We start from the raw sequence: 16487 nt of genomic DNA, 5'->3' as shown, positions 1-16487 counted from the left end.
CGCGGGTTCGGGGGTTGGGGGTCAGGAGACCCGTAGGCTCGGCAGCCGTGTGACGTCGGGGGTGCCGTCGTGGTGGATCGGGGTGTGCGCGCCGGTCAGGGCGACGCCGCTGCCGCCGCGCCGGGCGGCGACGATCTCGGCGGCGATGGACAGGGCCGTCTCCTGCGGCGTGCGGGCCCCGAGGTCGAGGCCGATCGGGGACCTGAGCCGTGCCAACTCCATCTCGGTGACGCCCACTTGCCGGAGTCGTTCGTTGCGGTCGAGGTGGGTGCGGCGGGAGCCCATGGCGCCGACGTAGGCGACGGGGAGCCGGAGGGCGAGCTGGAGGAGTGGGACGTCGAACTTGGCGTCGTGGGTGAGGACGCACAGGACCGTACGGGCGTCCACGGCCGTCCGCTCCAGGTATCGGTGGGGCCAGTCGACGACGATCTCGTCCGCCTCCGGGAAGCGGTCACGGGTCGCGAAGACGGGACGGGCGTCGCAGACGGTGACGTGATGGCCGAGGAACTTGCCGACCCGGACCAGCGCCGACGCGAAGTCGATCGCGCCGAAGACGATCATCCGGGGCGGTGGGACGGACGACTCGACGAGGACCGTGAGCGGTGCTCCGCACCGTGAGCCCTGCTCTCCGATCTCCAGGGTGCCCGTGCGGCCGGCGTCGAGGAAGGCGCGGGCCTCGGCGGCGACGGCGCGGTCCAGTTCGGGATGGGCGCCGTAGCCGCCGTCGTACGCGCCGTCCGGGCGGACCAGCAGGGCGCGGCCCCGCAGGTCCGCCGGGCCGGAGACGATCCGGGCCAGCGCCGCCGCCTCCCCGCTCGTGGCGGCGGAGAGCGCGGCGACGACGACCGGGCGGACCGGGTCGCCGGCCCGCACCGGTGTGACGAGGATGTCGATGACACCGCCGCAGGTCAGACCGACCGCGAAGGCGTCCTCGTCGCTGTAGCCGAAGCGTTCGAGCACCGGTTCGCCGTCCGCCAGCGCCTGTCGGCACAGCTCGTAGACGGCGCCCTCCACGCAACCGCCGGAGACCGAGCCGATCGCGGTGCCCTCGTCGTCCACCGCGAGGGCGGCGCCGGGCTGCCGGGGAGCGCTGCCGCCGACGGCCACCACGGTGGCCACGGCGAAGTCGCGCCCGTGCTCGACCCACCGGTGCAGTTCTTCGGCGATGTCCAGCATGTTCGGTCTCCTTGAAGCGACGGGTGTGCGGACGGTACTCGGCGCCGGGCGTCTAGTGCACGCCCAGCCAGCTCTCGATCGGGTCGAGGGCGAAGAAGACGAGGAAGACCGCCGTCAGGCCCCACATGAACGCGCCGATCTCCCGCGCCCGGCCCTGGGCCAGCTTGATGGCGACGTAGGAGACGACTCCGGCGGCGACGCCCGCGGTGATGGAGTACGTGAACGGCATGATCACGACGGTCAGGAAGACCGGGATCGCGGTGGCCCGGTCGGACCAGTCGACGTGCCGGGCGTTCATCATCATCATGGCGCCGATGACGACGAGCGCGGCGGCCGCGACCTCGCCGGGCACGATCGCCGTGAGCGGGGTGAAGAACAGGCAGGCCGCGAAGAACAGGCCGGTGACGACGGAGGAGAGCCCCGTGCGGGCACCCTCGCCGACGCCGGTCGCCGACTCGACGAACACGGTCTGGCCCGAGCCGCCGGCCACGCCGCCGATCGCGCCGCCGGCGCCGTCGACGAACAGTGCCCTGGACAGCCCCGGCATCCGGCCCTTGTCGTCGGCGAGCCCGGCCTCGGTCCCCACGCCGATGATGGTGGCCATGGCGTCGAAGAACCCGGCGAGCACGAGCGTGAAGACGATCATGCCGACCGTCATCGCGCCGACGTCGCCCCAGCCGCCGAACTCGACGTGCCCGAGGAGCGAGAAGTCCGGCATCGAGACCGCGGCGCCGTGCAACTCCGGTGCGCCACCGGCCCATTGTTTCGGGTCGACGACGTCGAGGGCGTTGAGGGCGACGGCGAGGACCGTGCCGCCGACGATGCCGAGCAGGGTCGCCCCGGGGACGCCGCGGGCCTGGAGCATGAAGATCGCGAGGAGGGTGACCGCGAAGAGGAGGACCGGCCAGCCGGCGAGTTCGCCGCTCGGGCCGAGGCTGACCGGGGTCGCCCTGCCCTGGTGCACGAAGCCGGCCTTGTAGAAGCCGATCAGGGCGACGAAGAGGCCGATGCCCATGGTGATGGCGTGCTTCAGCGCGAGCGGGATGGCGTTCATGATCAGCTCCCGGAGGCCGGTGACGACCAGGAGCATGATGATCACGCCGTAGATCACGCACATGCCCATCGCCTGCGGCCAGGTCATCCGGGGGACGACCTGCGAGGCGATGACACCGGAGACGGAGAGGCCGGCGGCGAGGGCGAGCGGCACCCGGCCCACGAAGCCCATGAGGAGCGTGGTGACGGCCGCCGCGAGTGCGGTCGCCGTGATCAGGGCCTTCTGGCCGAGGGTGGTGCCCGCGGCGTCCGGGCCGGACAGGATGAGCGGGTTGAGCAGGAGGATGTACGCCATCGCCATGAAGGTCGTGACGCCGCCGCGGACCTCTCGGGGGACGGTGGAGCCTCGGTGGGTGATGTGGAAGTACCGGTCGAGACGGGACCGGCCGGCCGGGTCGACGGTGCCTTCGGCGGCCGTCCTCGGCTTCAGCGACTGTTGGGTCATGGGGCCTTCTCCCAAGGTTCACAGGGGCACCCGGCCGTCGCACTGGGCTGCGGCGGGATTTGGGAAGTGCCCGACCCGGGGGACGGCCCGAGACGAACGGGGTGTGCTGGTGGGTGCGTTGTCGGGTGCGGGTCCGGTGGGCTTCTCGCGCGGTTCCCCGCGCCCCTGAAAGCCAGGCCCCTGCGGGCCTGAGAGCCACGGCCCTGCGGGCCTGGAAGCCCAGGGCCCGTGCGGGCCCGAAAGCGGCGGCCCCGCACCCCTGAAAAGCCATGGGCGCGGCCCCTGCTTCTCAGGGGCGCGGCGAACCGCGCGACCAGCCCGCACCCACCCGCACCCGCCGACGAACCGAACCGCCCGAGCTCCTACCGCCCGGCGGCCACGGACTACGCCGTACCGGTCAGATGCTCCGGCCGTACCGGCGTCCGGTTCAGCTCCAGACCCGTCGCGTTCCGGATCGCCGCGAGGACGGCCGGAGTCGACGACAGGGTCGGGGCCTCTCCGACGCCGCGCAGCCCGTACGGCGCGTGGTCGTCGGCGAGTTCGAGCACGTCGACGGGGATGGTCGGCGTGTCGAGGATCGTGGGGATGAGGTAGTCCGTGAAGGACGGGTTACGGACCTTCGCGGTCTTCGGGTCGACGACGATCTCCTCCATCACCGCGATACCGAGGCCCTGGGTCGTACCGCCCTGGATCTGGCCCACCACGGAGAGCGGGTTGAGCGCCTTGCCGACGTCCTGGGCGCAGGCCAGCTCGACGACCTTGACCATGCCCAGCTCGGTGTCGACCTCGACGACCGCGCGGTGTGCGGCGAAGGAGTACTGCACGTGCCCGAACCCCTGCCCGGTCCGCAGGTCGAAGGGTTCGGTCGGCCGGTGGCGCCACTCCGCCTCGACCTCGACGGCCTCGTCCCCGAGGACGTCCACGAGGTCGGCCAGCACCTCACCGGTGTCGGTGACGACCTTGCCGCCCTCCAGGAGGAGTTCGGCGGTGGCCCAGGCCGGGTGGTACGTGCCGAACCTGCGCCGGCCCAGCTCCAAAACCTTCTCCCGGACCAGCTCGCAGCTGTTCTTCACCGCGCCGCCCGTGACGTACGTCTGCCGGGACGCGGAGGTCGAGCCGGCCGAACCCACCCGTGTGTCGGCCGGGTTGATGGTCACCTGCGTGACGCCCAGCTCGGTGCGGGCGATCTGCGCGTGGACGGTGATGCCGCCCTGGCCGACCTCCGCCATGGCCGTGTGGACGGTGGCGACGGGTTCGCCGCCGACGACCTCCATACGGACACGGGCGGTGGAGTAGTCGTCGAAGCCCTCGGAGAAGCCGACGTTCTTGATGCCGACCGCGTAGCCGACGCCCCGGACGACGCCCTCGCCGTGCGTGGTGTTGGACAGGCCGCCCGGCAGCTGTCGTACGTCGGCCGCCTCGCCCGCCGCGAGCCACTGGCGCTCCGGCGGCAGGGGCATCGCCTTGACACGGCGCAGGAGTTCGGCGACCGGCGCCGGGGAGTCGACCGGCTGGCCCGTCGGCAGGAGGGTGCCCTGCTCCATGGCGTTGATCCGCCGGAGTTCCACCGGATCCATCCCGAGCTTCGCCGCCAGCTTGTCCATCTGCGCCTCGTAGGCGAAGCACGCCTGGACCGCGCCGAAGCCGCGCATGGCGCCGCAGGGCGGGTTGTTGGTGTAGAGCGCGAGGGCCTCGATCTCGACGTCCTCGATGACGTACGGGCCCGCGCCGAGCGAGGCGGCGTTGCCGACGACGGCCGGGGAGGAGGACGCGTACGCGCCGCCGTCCAGGACGATGCGGGCCTTGAGGTGGGTGAGCCTGCCGTCCTTCGTGGCCCCGTGCTCGTAGTGGAGCTTCGCGGGGTGGCGGTGGACGTGACCGAAGAAGGACTCGAAACGGTTGTAGACGATCTTGACCGGCTTGCCGGTGCGCAGCGCCAGCAGGCACGCGTGGATCTGCATCGACAGGTCCTCGCGGCCACCGAAGGCGCCGCCGACACCGGCCAGCGTCATCCGTACCTTGTCCTCGGGCAGGCCGAGGACGGGCGCGATCTGGCTCAGGTCGGCGTGCAGCCACTGGGTGGCGACATAGAGGTCGACGCCGCCGTCCTCCGCGGGCACGGCGAGCCCGGACTCCGGCCCGAGGAAGGCCTGGTCCTGCATGCCGAAGACGTACTCGCCCTCGACGATCACGTCGGCGCGCTCACGGGCCGCCGCCACGTCGCCGCGGATGACCGGCTGGCGGTGCACGATGTTCGGGTGCGTGACATGGGCGAAGTGATGGTCGTCGCGGCCCTCGTGGACGAGGGGCGCGTCCGGCGCGGTCGCCGAGGCCTCGTCGGTGATGACCGGAAGTTCCCGGTACTCGACCTTGATCTTGGCGGCGGCGCGGCGCGCGGTCTCCGGATGGTCGGCGGCGACGATCGCGACGGGCTCGCCGTGGTGGCGGACCCTGCCGTGGGCGAGGACCGGGGTGTCCCGGATCTCCAGGCCGTAGTGGCGCACCTCGGTCGGCAGGTCGTCGTAGGTCATGACGGCGTACACGCCCGGTGTGGCGAGGGCCTCGGCCGTGTCGATGGAGACGATCTCGGCGTGGGCGACCGGGGAGCGCAGGATCTGGCCCCAGAGCATATCCTCGTGCCAGATGTCGGACGAGTACGCGAACTCGCCGGTGACCTTGAGGGTGCCGTCCGGGCGGAGCGTGGACTCGCCGATGCCGCCTCTGGTGCGAGAGCCCTGGGTGAGGGTGGTGGGCAGGCCGGTGGTTCCCATGATCAGACCCCTTCGGACTGCCGGGCGGCCGCGAGGCGGACCGCGTCCATGATCGTCTCGTAGCCGGTGCAGCGGCACAGGTTGCCCGACAGCGCCTCGCGGATGTCCGCGTCGCTGGGGTTGGGGGTGCGCTCCAGCATCTCGTCGGCCGCGACGAGCAGACCCGGCGTGCAGAAGCCGCACTGCACGGCGCCGGCGTCGATGAACGCCTGCTGGATCGGCGAGAGCGTCGCGCGCGGGGACACCCCGCCCACTTCACCGGTCTGTGAGTCGGCCCCTCGGGCGGCCCACTGTCTGGCCGAGTCGAGCGAAGTCCCGCCCGTGCCGGGCGAACCGCACGCACCCGACGCGCAACCACCGTGCTCCGCCCGCTGCTTGGCGAAATCCGCCAGGCCCTCGACGGTGACGACCTCGCGGCCCTCCACCTGTCCGGCCGCGACCAGACACGAGCACACCGGCACGCCGTCCAGCCGGACCGTGCAGGACCCGCACTCGCCCTGTTCACAGGCGTTCTTGGAACCCGGGAGTCCCAGCCGTTCCCTCAGCACGTACAGCAGGGACTCGCCCTCCCACACGTCGTCGGCTTCCTGCGGACGGCCGTTGACCGTGAAATTGACGCGCATCACGCAGCTCCCTCGGTGGCGGCGGTACCGCGGTACGACTCCCAGGTCCACATCAACGTGCGGCGGGCCATGACGCCGACCGCGTGGCGGCGGTAGCTCGCGGTGCCGCGGACGTCGTCGATCGGGTTGCACGCGCCGGCGCACAGGTCGGCGAACTGCTTGGCGACCGACGGGGTGATGATCCGGCCGTTGTCCCAGAAGCCGCCCTCGTCGAGCGCCGCGTTCAGGAACTCCTCGGCGGCCCTGGCCCGGACGGGGGTCGGCGCGGCCGAGCCGATGCCGGTCCGCACGGTCCGCGACGACGGGTGGAGGGCGAGCCCGAAGGCGCACACGGCGATGACCATGGCGTTGCGGGTGCCGACCTTCGAGTACTGCTGCGGGCCGTCCGCCTTGTCGATGCGCACCGCGCGGATCAGCTCGTCCGGGGCGAGGGCGTTGCGCTTCACGCCGGTGTAGAAGTCGTCGATGGGGATGAGCCGGGTGCCGCGTACGGACTCGGCCTCGACCTGGGCGCCCGCCGCGAGGAGGGCCGGGTGGGCGTCGCCGGCCGGGGAGGCGGTGCCGAGGTTGCCGCCGACGCCGCCGCGGTTGCGGATCTGGGGGGAGGCGACCGTGTGGGAGGCCAGGGCGAGGCCGGGCAGCTCGGTACGGAGGTTCTCCATGATCCGGGTGTAGGGGACGGACGCGCCGAGACGGACCGTATCCTCGCCGACCTCCCACTCGGAGAGTTCGCCGATGCGGTTCAGGTCGAGCAGATGCCCGGGCCGACGGTGGTCGAAGTTGATCTCGACCATCACGTCGGTGCCGCCCGCGATCGGCACAGCGGTGGGGTGCTCGGCCTTCGCGGCGAGCGCCTCCTCCCAGCTGGCGGGGCGAAGGAAGTCCATGTGACCGGCTCTCTTCTTCGTCTGTGTCGTCTTTTGAGCCAGATCATCGTGTGCGGCGGGCCCGGCTCGTCCATGGGCTGTTCACGTGTCGTGTGTCTCAGTACACAGCGCCCGCCCGACCCCGGTCAGTCACGGAAAACATGAAGGAGTTGGCTGGCCAAGGGGCGCATCTTGTAGATTCGTATGAACGGAGGCCCTCGGCAACCTCTTCGTTTTCGGCTGGAAACACCCCGCACACACACGGGGCGCCCGGCCTCCACGACCACCCTCCCGCGGAAGCCTCGGGCACGCTCCCCGGGCGAACCGAACGTTGTTTTCTAGACAAGAACGGCGGCGACGAGAAATGCGGCTGCGCGCACTGCTGGACACCGACGCGCTGGGTCTGCGGCTGCTCGGCGGCGGGGACGAGCTGGACCGCACCGTGCGCGGTGTGATGACCACCGACCTCAGGGATCCCAGCCGCTACCTCTCCGGCGGCGAGCTGGTGCTCACGGGCCTGGCCTGGCGCCGGGACGCCGCCGACTCCGAGCCCTTCGTACGGCTCCTGGCGGGGGCCGGGGTCACCGCGCTGGCGGCCGGGGAGGCGGAGCTGGGCGACATCCCGGAGGACCTCGTCGTGGCCTGCGCCCGGCACCGGCTCCCGCTCTTCGCGGTGAACGAGTCGGTGGCCTTCGCGACGATCACCGAGCACGTCGTACGGCAGGTCTCCGGCGAGCGCGCCGGAGACCTGGCGGCCGTGGTGGACCGCCACCGCCGGATGATGACCTCCGGCCCGGCGGGCGGCGGCCCGGACGTGGTCCTGGACCTGCTCGGCTCGGATCTGGACCTGCGCGCCTGGGTTCTCTCCCCCGCCGGCCGGCTCGTCGCGGGCCCCGAGGACGCCGGGCCCGCCCTGCCCTCCGACCTGCGCGCGCGGCTGGCCGCCGAGCACCTGGCGGCGACCCGCACGGGACGGCGCGGACCGTACCGCGTGACCGTCGGCACCACCACGTACTCGCTCTTCCCGATCGGCGGCGCGGGCCGCGGCTCGGAGCCCCTCGCGCGGGACGTGCGCGCGACCGTGCTGTCCGAGTGGCTCCTCGCGGTCGAGGCGGACGCCGGGGACTGGCCCGCCGAACGGCTCGACCTGCTGCAGGGCGTCACCCAGCTGATCGCGGTCGAGCGCGACCGGCGCGACGCGGCCCGCACGGTACGGCGAAGACTCGCCCAGGAGGTCCTGGAACTGGTGCAGGCGGGGGCGGCCCCGGCCGAGATCGCGGCCCGGCTGCGGGTGGCCGCGCCGGTGCTGCTGCCCGGTCTCGGGTCGGCGCCGCACTGGCAGATCGTCGTGGGGCGGGTCGAGTGGGACGGCGACGAGGCCGACAGCGGTCCGGTCACCCAGGCGCTTCTGGAGGAGATCCTCGTCGATCCCCTGGCGACGGGCCCGGAGCCGTCGGACCGGATCGCCGTAGCCCACACGGGTGGGGAGGCCATCGCCCTCGTCCCCCTCCCCGCGGTCTCCTCAGGGCCCGACGGTCCGGAGCCCGGCATCCACGCCGACACGCTCCTCACCGCCGTACGGGACCCGCTGACCGCCGGACTCGACGACGACGGACGGCTCACCCTCGGTGTCAGCGCCGCCGTGCACTCGGCGGAGGGCCTGCGCGGCGCGCTGGAGGAGGCCCGGCACGCCCGCCGGGTGGCGGCCGCCCGTTCCGGCCGGGTGTGCGCGGCGGGCCATCAGGAACTGGCCTCGCACGTGCTGCTCCTGCCCTTCGTCCCCGACGACGTGCGCCGCGCCTTCACGGCCCGACTCCTGGACCCCCTGCGCGACTACGACCGCCGGCACCGCGCCGAGCTGATCCCCACCCTGGAGGCGTTCCTGGAGTGCGACGGCTCCTGGACGCGCTGCGCCGCCCGGCTCCACCTGCACGTCAACACGCTGCGCTACCGGGTGGGCCGCATCGAGCAGTTGACGAGCCGGGACCTCTCCCGGCTGGAGGACAAGCTGGACTTCTTCCTGGCCCTGCGCATGAGCTGAGGTCATGGGGTGGTGGGCGAAGACCCATGTGCGCCGTCCGCACCCCATGACTTTGTGAATTCCTTCACCCACCCCCTTGGCCGGGCCACGGAATCCGTGCTGAGATGCGGCCACCACTCAAAGCTCAAGGGCGTGCTCGGGGAGGGCAACGTGGCGCACACCGCCATGTCTGGTAACGGAACGACCGCCGATGACGATCCACTCCAGACCGCGGTATGGCGGCTGCGCTCACGCGCCTGCTGGGTCGACGCGGCAGCCCTGATCGAGCCCGACACCCCACAGGCCTCGCTGCAGCGGACCGCGCTGCTCGTCGAGCGCTGCCTCTACACCGAGCAGGGCTGGGAGGAGGCCGAGGACGCGCTGCGCACGGCCGAGGCGCAGGCCCGTACCGACGACGAGCGGGGCGCGGCGGCCTGCGAGCGCGGCCAACTGGCGTACGCGGCCACGCTGCTCCATGTCCGGGACCGCGCCGACGAGGCGCGGGCCGCGCTCGGCCGGGCGGCGGCACTGATCGCCCCCGGCGCGCCCGGCCGGGCCCTTCTCGACTTCCGGCGGGGGGTTCTCGCCGAGAACCTCGCCCGCTCCCCGCAGGCCGCGCGTGCCGCCTATCGACGGGCCCACGCCGGGGCCACCGCGCACGACGATCTGCTCCTGCAGTCCTTCACCTGGCGTCATCTCGCCGGACTCGCCCTGCGCGACGGCGAGTTGGCCGAGGCACGGCACGGCTTCGCCGAATCCCTGCGGATTCGCGAGGAGTTGGGCTATCTGGTCGGCACCGCCCCGGCTCTCGTCGCCCTCGCGGACACCGAGTCCGAACCGGAGGCGTCGCGGCTGCGCGAGGAGGCGGGGCGGTTGTTCCGGCTCTTGGGCGGCGTACCGACCTGGCTGTCCCGGCAGTTGGCACCACCGCCGGCCGCGACGGCGTGACGGGGGGGGACGGGGGGACGGGGGGACGGGGGCATGAGGCCGCCGACGCGGCCTCAGCCCATCGCCCCGAAGTGCTTCTCCACCAGACAGCACGCCGCTTCCAGGTCCTCGGCCATCAACGCGTCCAGCAACGCGATGTGCTCCGCCGCGTCAGCCATCAGCTCCACGCGCCCCCCACTCCCGACATCCCCCAAGTGACCGACCCCTAGAGGCAGTTGCGTACGCCGGTGCAGATCGTCCGCGATCTGCAGCAGCTGCTCGTTCCCGGCCAGACCCAGCACCCCCCGGTGAAAGGCCCGGTCCGCGTCCCCGTACGTGGCCCGGCACCCGGTCGAGGCCGCGCGAGCCGTCTCGTCGGCGAGCGGCCGCAGTTCGCCCCAACGGTCCGCCGACACCGTACGCGCGAGCCGCATGACCACCGGCACCTGGAGCAGCGCCCGCACCTCCGCCAGCTCGGCCAGCTCCCGGGCGCCCCGCCGTACGACGCGGAAGCCCCGGTTGGGCACGACCTCGACCGCGCCCTCGATGGCCAGTTGCTGCATCGCCTCGCGCACAGGGGTCGCGGAGACCCCGAACCGCTCGCCCAACGCGGGCGCCGAGTACACCTCGCCCGGCGTCAGCTCACCGCCCGCGAGCGCGGCCCGCAGCGCGTCGAGGATCTGCCCCCGTACCGAGGACCGCTGGAGGACGGGCCGCTCCGGCGTGCGCGGCAGCGGCGTGCGCGGCAGCGGGATGGGCGTCTCGCTGTGCGTGTGCTCGCCCCGGGCCGCGTCGGTGACGCCGCCGGTGTCGCCGCGCACCGCGGCGGGGCCGGCGCCGTCCGCGGTGATGCCCCGCTCCCGGTCGACGTCCGCGACTCCGGGCTGCGCGGGCACGCGGTAGGCCGACGCCGGACGGGCGGCGGCTTGCGGCGCACTCGGGGCGGCCTGACGCGAGCGCGGTCCGGCCTGCTCCACGGGTCCTCCTGCGAGCCGAGTCGTGTGTCGAGTGGGTCGAGCAGCGCGGCCGACGGGGTACATGGGGGCGCTTAGGTCACTACTGGGGTTGTTACCGGTCGTAAAGCACCATAGGCGCACATGCCCTCAGTTCAAACCTCGACCACCTCGGGTAAGGTAAGCCTTACTTGGCCAGCGATGGCGAAACGGCGGTCCCCGCATGCCCCACTCAGCTCCGGCACCGGCCCTTTCCGCGCGCACGTCGCCCATGACGACCGCGTACGCCCGCCTGAGCGAGGTCCTGCCGATGGTGAGCGTGACAGAACTCTCCCCCATGGATCCGTTGCCCGACGGTGAGGGGTGGGTCCGCGCGGCCGGGCTCGCGGCGGCCGGATCCGAGCTCGACGCGTTCCTCGCCTGGGACGAGGCCCAGATACGCCGGGACCACGGCCGCGAGGGCCGGCCGGACGTGGTGGCGGCCTTCGGACTGCACCGGTACGCCTGGTACGCCTGCCTCCTCTTCACCGTCCCCTGGTTCCTGCAGCGCCGGGTGCCCCGGTTCCCCGCCGGGCAGGTGGCGTTCCAGCGGGAGCGGAGCCGGCTGGCGGTGCGTGGCGAGACGTTCAGCTGCCTGCCGGGCGATCCGGCGGCCGCCGAACCGGGCGCCCGGGTGGTCCCGGACGAGGATGCGCTGCGGGCCGAGCTGCGGGCGGCCTTCGCCGAGCACATAGAACCGGTCCTCGGCGGCTTCGGCCCCCGGATGCGGCGGCGGGGCCGGGCACTGTGGGGCATGGCGACCGACGAGATCGTCGAGGGGATCTGGTACGTCGCCGAACTCCTGGGCGCCGACGAGCAGGAGCGCTGCCGGCGCGAGCTGGAGCTGCTGCTGCCGGGGGCGACCCGGCCGTACGTGGGGGCCGCGGGCTTCCGTGAACTGACCGGCCCCGGCGGCGAGTCACTGCCCACCCGGGACCGGGCGAGCTGCTGCATGTTCTACACGCTGGCCCCGGAGGACACCTGTGTCACCTGCCCGCGCACCTGTGAGGCGGACCGGATCGGCAAACTGACGGCCGCCGCACGCAGTTGACGGGCCCTCGGGGGACGAGGATGCTTCTCGCCGGGCCACCCCCCGGCGATCGACCGCCGCCTGTGCCGTAAGATCAAATCCGGGTGGGACCCTCGTTTGATTACAGCTGGTTCACAAATTCCTCACTTGTCGCAGGAACTTTCCGTGGAACCACTCGAACGGGTAATCTCACTCGCACTCTACTCCCGTCCCTCGCGCGGTAGTTCGAGCAGAATGCCGCCTGGCGTCACTCATTGCACTTCTTTGGCGGTCTCTTGTCCCGAAACCCCCTGAGGGCCGCGAGGATTGGGCCACTATGGCGGGCGTTACGCCCTATCCCAATGCAAGGGACCCCCTGATGAGATTGACCGACATATCGCTGAACTGGCTGCTTCCGGGCGCCGTACTGCTCCTGGGGATGCTGGCGGCGGTTGCGGTGCTCGCGCGCGGCAAGCGCTCCGGGGAGCACGCGAAGACCGATGACTCGTGGGAACGCAGCGAGGAGCGCCGCAGGCGCAAGGAAGCCCTCTACGCCACGGCGTCCTACATCCTCCTCTTCTGCTGTGCCGCGGTCGCCGCCGCGCTCTCCTTCCGCGGCCTGGTCGGCTTCGGCGAGCAGAACCTGGGCCTCTCCAACGGGTGGCAGTACCTGGTTCCGTTCGGCCTGGACGGCGCCGCCATGTTCTGCTCGGTACTCGCCGTGCGCGAGGCCAGCCACGGTGACGCGGCCCTCGGCTCACGGATACTCGTGTGGACGTTCGCCGGTGCGGCGGCCTGGTTCAACTGGGTGCACGCCCCCAGGGGTCTCGGCCACGACGGCGCCCCGCAGTTCTTCGCAGGCATGTCCATGTCCGCCGCGGTGCTCTTCGACCGCGCACTCAAGCAGACCCGCCGCGCCGCGCTGCGCGAGCAGGGCCTGGTGCCGCGTCCGTTGCCGCAGATCCGTATCGTCCGCTGGCTGCGGGCCCCGCGCGAGACGTACAAGGCCTGGTCGCTGATGCTCCTGGAGGGCGTGCGCAGCCTGGACGAGGCCGTGGACGAGGTGCGCGAGGACAAGCGGATCAAGGAAGAGACCCGGACGCGCAAGCGGGAGCAGGAGCGTCTGGAGCGCGCCCACCTCAAGGCGATCAGCCGGGGCCACCGGGGTCTGCCCGGTCGTGGCGGCGGTGGCGGCGGTGGCGGGCGCCAGGTGGACACCACCGTGGAGCGCGTACCGGCGGCCCAGGTGGCCTCGGAGCCTGCCATATCCACGCCGGAGCAGCTGCCCGTGCGCTCGCGTCCCTCCCTGCAGCCCGTGCGCAACGCTGACAAGTCGCTCACCGTCGACCTCACCGCCGAGGACGACACCATGGCGCTGCCGCGACTCGACTCCCTGGAGCGCAAGCTCAAGGATCTGGAGCAGCAGTTCGGCTGAGGAAGCCGGCGGCTCGGACGGAGTCGCACATCGGACAGGGGCGCGGCAGAAGCCGCGCCCCTGTCCGTTTCACGTCGAGGAGGACGCCAGCCCGCCGTCGAGGTCGAACCAGACCGCCTTGCCCACCCCGTGCGGCCGTACCCCCCAGGCGTCGGCGAGCGCCTGGACGAGGAAGAGGCCGCGTCCGTTGGTGCTGTCGTCGGCGTTCTGCGCCCTGGGTCTGGGCCTGCGTCCCACGAAGTCCCGGACCTCCACGTGGAGTCCGCGCGGTGAGACGGTCGCGGTCAGTACCGCGTCGTGGTCGGTGTGGATGAGCGCGTTGGTGACCAGCTCGCTCGTCAGCAGTTCCGCTATCTCCGATCGTTCCGGCCGCCCCCATTGCCGCAGCAGCTCCCGCAGGGCCCTGCGGGCCTCGGGCACCGCCTTCAGGTCCGCCCGCCCCAGTGTGCGTTCCAGCTGTTCCGCGTCGGCCCTGTCCTTCGGGTCGCCGACCGCTTCCTCCACCACCTCTGCCGAGGAGGCCCCTGTCGCCACGGGACCACTCCCTCGCGCCTGCCTCTTCATGACCCCCGCCCACGCGCCGATGACGATTCCCCCTGTTCCCGAACACGCACACGGGGATCCATGCCCCGTCCGGATCGCGGCACTCATGTCGAATCGTCAACGACCCTCCGTACGCTTTCAAACGCACAGGGTCAAGCCAGCTGTCGCCACCGCGGGAGAGCGCTTCCCCTCCCCCGAAACCCCCGCACGGCCCGCCGGACCCGTCCGCCCACCGCACCCGCGCCACCCCCACCCGAGGCCGAGGGCGGACGCAACTGCCCATGCCGGGCCCCGGATCCGGCCACATCCCACCCGCGGACGGCCGCCCCGCGCGCACCGCGATGCCGACCCGGACCGGCGGCCCGGCTCGATGATGTTGATTGGCCGGAAACCTTCGCTGGTACAGGCCAACCCGCGGCTGATTGACGCCCTTGCGCGTCCCGTGGGGTTGAGGTCTCAGGCCTCCCACACGGCGGCGGCCGTACGGTCGTCCGCGTAGCCCTTGACCCTGACCTGGGCATCGGCGAGGAAGGCGGCGAGACCGGGCGGCTCGCCGGCCCCCCAGCGCGACGCCAGATGTTCGGCGAGCGGGGCCTCCCCACGCAGCGGTTCGGCCAGGCCGCTGCTGCACAGGAGCAGGACGTCCTCCTCCCGGGCCACGGAGGCGCGGAAGCGGAAGGGCTCGCGGGGCGGCGCGGGGGCGGGTTCGTACGGGCTCGGCGGGGTCGTGATGTTGAGGTCCATGGTGAGGCGGTCGCCGTCGGGGGTCTCGTGGGGCAGCGAACCGAAGCCGAGCACCGGCGCGCCGGCCGTGTCGGCGACCCGGGGCTCTATGTCCTGCCACTCCCCGTCCCGCAGCCGGAACAGCCCGCCGCCGCCCACCCCGAAGAAGACGCGCGTACGGCACCCGGGGTCGGCCGGGATCAGCAGGCAGCGCAGGCTCGCCGTGTACTCCTCCGGGTCGAGCCCCTGCTCGACCGCGCCGGCGCGCAGTTTGCCGAGGCTGCGGTCGGTCAGCCGGTGCAGACCGGACTTGAGGTCGCCGCGCCGGGCCGTGCGGATGTCCTCCACCAGCCGTGCGTGGCTCAGCCCGACGGCCCGCCCGATCCACCGGCACGCCTCCGCCGCCGCGCGGTGCGCGCCCGGTGTGGCGCGGGCGCCGGTCGCCACGGCCACCAGCACGAGCGCCTGTTCGCCGAGGCCGAAGCGGGCGGTGAGGAGCGCGTCGCGGCGCGGCTCCCCCCGGTAGCGCGCCGAGTCGCCGCGCAGCGACGCGGCGCGCAGCGTGCACGCCCCGTAGCGCGCGCCGTCCAGCACCGTGTCGGCGACCAGGTCACCCAGATCCTCCGGGTCCGCCGGCGGCAGCGCGGTCGGTTCCGCGTCGTACGTGGGCGGCCCGGACCCCACGTACTCGACCCGCACGCGCCTGCTCCCCGTGACCAGGGTGGCCTCCTGCGCCGGGAGCGTGGGGGGCGGGGCGTCGGACGGTTCGGTGGCCGGGGAGGGTGCGGGGGTGCCACCGCGGGACAGACCCCCGGGGTGCACGCTGCCGCTCTCGGGCGGCGCATCCGCCGGGGGGCTCACGACGGGCACGCCACCCGGGGACCGCTGCGCGGGCGCACGCCACCCGGGCGCGACCGCGCGGAAGCCGGGCGGGGTGGGCCCGGACGGAAAGGTGACCGGCCCGGACGCCTGGGCCACCGGCGGCTCCCAGGGCGCCCGCTGCGAAGCGAGCCCGCGGCGGGGGTCCGCGGCGGGGACGGGGGCGGGCGGAAGGGTGGGGGCCGGGGGCGGAGGGGCGTGGTCGGGCAGGGGAGGGGTGAGGTCGGAGGGCGAGGACGCAGGGGTGTGGTCCGGCGGAGGCGGGATGCGGTCCGGCGGAGGCGGGATGCGGTCCGGCGGAGGCGGGATGCGGTCGGATGCCGGCGGGTGACCCGACCGGTCGCCACGGTCGCTTCGCCGGGGGTCGCCGGGCGAGCCCTGCGGCGGCACCCTGTCCGTGTAGGGGCCGGGGGCGTGGCCGGGGGGCGGCGGGACCGCGTCGGTCGACGGATTCGGCGGGGTCGGGCCGCTGCCCGTGCCGCCCCGCCGTCCGTCGGGCTCGCCGCGTGACGTGGCCCTGGTGGCCGATGTGCCCGGCACGGCCGCCCATGCGCCGGAGGTGCCCGGTACGGCCCCCCAGGCGCCCGGCGGACTCGACGCCCTCGGCCGACTCGGCGTACTCGCCGGGTCGGGTGCGTCCGGCACTTCCGGTGCGTCCGGCACTTCCGTTGCTTCCGGCGCGTTCGGCACTTCCGGCGGAACCGGTGCATCCGGTCCGTCCGGCGCGCTCGTCGGAGTCGTCCGCGGCTTCCCGACCGTGTCCGCCGCCGAGGCGAAGCGGTCGTCGAGGGAATCGGCCGCGACCGAGGGGCCCGTGTCCCCGTTGATGTCGTCGTCGTACAACTGCCGCCACCAGTCGTCCTCGTGACCGGTGGGCCTCTCCCCCTGCTGGCTCATCCCCTGATTGTCCACCTCAGGAGCCATATGAAAACGGGGCATCCGGAAAATCGGTCCGCAGAGCCGACGACGTCACGGCGTGTCGGACTACACGTCGAACTCCGGTGCGAGGCAAGGGAGTCGGGGAA

At 73.0% G+C, this 16487-nt stretch carries 12 protein-coding genes; 4 read left to right on the top strand and 8 right to left on the bottom strand.

What is annotated here, in order from left to right; all coding sequences use genetic code 11:
• Positions 1 to 21 precede the first annotated feature (21 nt).
• From STRBO_RS0111610 to STRBO_RS0111590, 5 genes are all read right to left on the bottom strand, one after another.
• On the bottom strand, positions 22 to 1176 hold the full coding sequence (locus STRBO_RS0111610) for an XdhC family protein (RefSeq protein ID WP_005482098.1): 1155 nt from the start codon (positions 1174 to 1176) through the stop codon (positions 22 to 24).
• Positions 1177 to 1228: 52 nt separating this feature from the next.
• Complete coding sequence (locus tag STRBO_RS0111605; RefSeq protein ID WP_020114224.1) at positions 1229 to 2674, bottom strand: NCS2 family permease; 1446 nt, start codon at positions 2672 to 2674, stop codon at positions 1229 to 1231.
• A gap of 383 nt (positions 2675 to 3057) precedes the next feature.
• Entirely contained in the window at positions 3058 to 5445 is a 2388-nt protein-coding gene (locus tag STRBO_RS0111600; RefSeq protein WP_005482092.1) for a xanthine dehydrogenase family protein molybdopterin-binding subunit, read from the bottom strand.
• Positions 5446 to 5447: 2 nt separating this feature from the next.
• Positions 5448 to 6068 (bottom strand): (2Fe-2S)-binding protein, encoded by a 621-nt coding sequence (locus STRBO_RS0111595; protein ID WP_005482090.1) that lies wholly within the window; start codon positions 6066 to 6068, stop codon positions 5448 to 5450.
• The gene (locus tag STRBO_RS0111590; RefSeq protein WP_005482089.1) at positions 6068 to 6955 is read right to left on the bottom strand and encodes an FAD binding domain-containing protein; all 888 of its coding nucleotides are present in this window, start codon (positions 6953 to 6955) and stop codon (positions 6068 to 6070) included. The genes STRBO_RS0111595 and STRBO_RS0111590 overlap by 1 nt, the downstream gene beginning before the upstream one ends.
• A gap of 343 nt (positions 6956 to 7298) precedes the next feature.
• On the opposite strand from STRBO_RS0111590, the gene STRBO_RS0111585 reads away from it, so the two are divergent.
• Together STRBO_RS0111585 and STRBO_RS0111580 are read left to right on the top strand one after the other, a co-directional pair.
• On the top strand, positions 7299 to 8975 hold the full coding sequence (locus STRBO_RS0111585) for a PucR family transcriptional regulator (RefSeq protein ID WP_005482088.1): 1677 nt from the start codon (positions 7299 to 7301) through the stop codon (positions 8973 to 8975).
• 150 nt (positions 8976 to 9125) lie between these two features.
• Positions 9126 to 9902 carry a hypothetical protein gene (locus tag STRBO_RS0111580; RefSeq protein WP_028796598.1) on the top strand — a complete coding sequence of 259 codons (777 nt, stop codon included), beginning with the start codon at positions 9126 to 9128 and terminating at the stop codon, positions 9900 to 9902.
• Positions 9903 to 9955: 53 nt separating this feature from the next.
• Here STRBO_RS0111580 and STRBO_RS0111575 read toward each other — a convergent pair whose 3' ends face one another.
• Complete coding sequence (locus STRBO_RS0111575) at positions 9956 to 10858, bottom strand: GntR family transcriptional regulator (protein WP_020114222.1); 903 nt, start codon at positions 10856 to 10858, stop codon at positions 9956 to 9958.
• A 199-nt stretch (positions 10859 to 11057) separates the two neighbouring features.
• Here STRBO_RS0111575 and STRBO_RS0111570 point away from each other — a divergent pair, with 199 nt between their 5' ends.
• Together STRBO_RS0111570 and STRBO_RS0111565 are read left to right on the top strand one after the other, a co-directional pair.
• Entirely contained in the window at positions 11058 to 11924 is an 867-nt protein-coding gene (locus tag STRBO_RS0111570) for a (2Fe-2S)-binding protein (protein ID WP_381209251.1), read from the top strand.
• A gap of 337 nt (positions 11925 to 12261) precedes the next feature.
• Positions 12262 to 13317: a DUF2637 domain-containing protein gene (locus tag STRBO_RS0111565; protein WP_028796597.1), complete on the top strand. Its 1056-nt coding sequence runs from the start codon at positions 12262 to 12264 to the stop codon at positions 13315 to 13317.
• A 69-nt stretch (positions 13318 to 13386) separates the two neighbouring features.
• Here STRBO_RS0111565 and STRBO_RS0111560 read toward each other — a convergent pair whose 3' ends face one another.
• Both STRBO_RS0111560 and STRBO_RS41535 read right to left on the bottom strand, forming a co-directional pair.
• Complete coding sequence (locus tag STRBO_RS0111560) at positions 13387 to 13881, bottom strand: ATP-binding protein (protein ID WP_202499260.1); 495 nt, start codon at positions 13879 to 13881, stop codon at positions 13387 to 13389.
• A 435-nt stretch (positions 13882 to 14316) separates the two neighbouring features.
• Positions 14317 to 16359: a protein phosphatase 2C domain-containing protein gene (locus tag STRBO_RS41535; RefSeq protein ID WP_078595559.1), complete on the bottom strand. Its 2043-nt coding sequence runs from the start codon at positions 16357 to 16359 to the stop codon at positions 14317 to 14319.
• Between the last annotated feature and the right edge of the window lie 128 nt (positions 16360 to 16487).

Origin of the sequence: Streptomyces bottropensis ATCC 25435 (assembly GCF_000383595.1) — a bacterium.
In the GTDB taxonomy this organism is placed as follows: Bacteria; Actinomycetota; Actinomycetes; order Streptomycetales; family Streptomycetaceae; genus Streptomyces; species Streptomyces bottropensis.
Note: the sequence above shows the minus strand (reverse complement) of the source record. Positions and strands in the feature narration are given on the sequence as shown.

What these genes read in the sequence shown, in the direction of transcription:
- STRBO_RS0111610 (WP_005482098.1), bottom strand. Translation starts at nt 1,176, where the DNA reads ATGCTGGACATCGCCGAAGAACTGCACCGGTGGGTCGAGCACGGGCGC.
- STRBO_RS0111605 (WP_020114224.1), bottom strand. Translation starts at nt 2,674, where the DNA reads ATGACCCAACAGTCGCTGAAGCCGAGGACGGCCGCCGAAGGCACCGTC.
- STRBO_RS0111600 (WP_005482092.1), bottom strand. Translation starts at nt 5,445, where the DNA reads ATGGGAACCACCGGCCTGCCCACCACCCTCACCCAGGGCTCTCGCACC.
- STRBO_RS0111595 (WP_005482090.1), bottom strand. Translation starts at nt 6,068, where the DNA reads ATGCGCGTCAATTTCACGGTCAACGGCCGTCCGCAGGAAGCCGACGAC.
- STRBO_RS0111590 (WP_005482089.1), bottom strand. Translation starts at nt 6,955, where the DNA reads ATGGACTTCCTTCGCCCCGCCAGCTGGGAGGAGGCGCTCGCCGCGAAG.
- STRBO_RS0111585 (WP_005482088.1), top strand. Translation starts at nt 7,299, where the DNA reads ATGCGGCTGCGCGCACTGCTGGACACCGACGCGCTGGGTCTGCGGCTG.
- STRBO_RS0111570 (WP_381209251.1), top strand. Translation starts at nt 11,058, where the DNA reads ATGCCCCACTCAGCTCCGGCACCGGCCCTTTCCGCGCGCACGTCGCCC.
- STRBO_RS0111565 (WP_028796597.1), top strand. Translation starts at nt 12,262, where the DNA reads ATGAGATTGACCGACATATCGCTGAACTGGCTGCTTCCGGGCGCCGTA.
- STRBO_RS0111560 (WP_202499260.1), bottom strand. Translation starts at nt 13,881, where the DNA reads ATGAAGAGGCAGGCGCGAGGGAGTGGTCCCGTGGCGACAGGGGCCTCC.
- STRBO_RS41535 (WP_078595559.1), bottom strand. Translation starts at nt 16,359, where the DNA reads ATGAGCCAGCAGGGGGAGAGGCCCACCGGTCACGAGGACGACTGGTGG.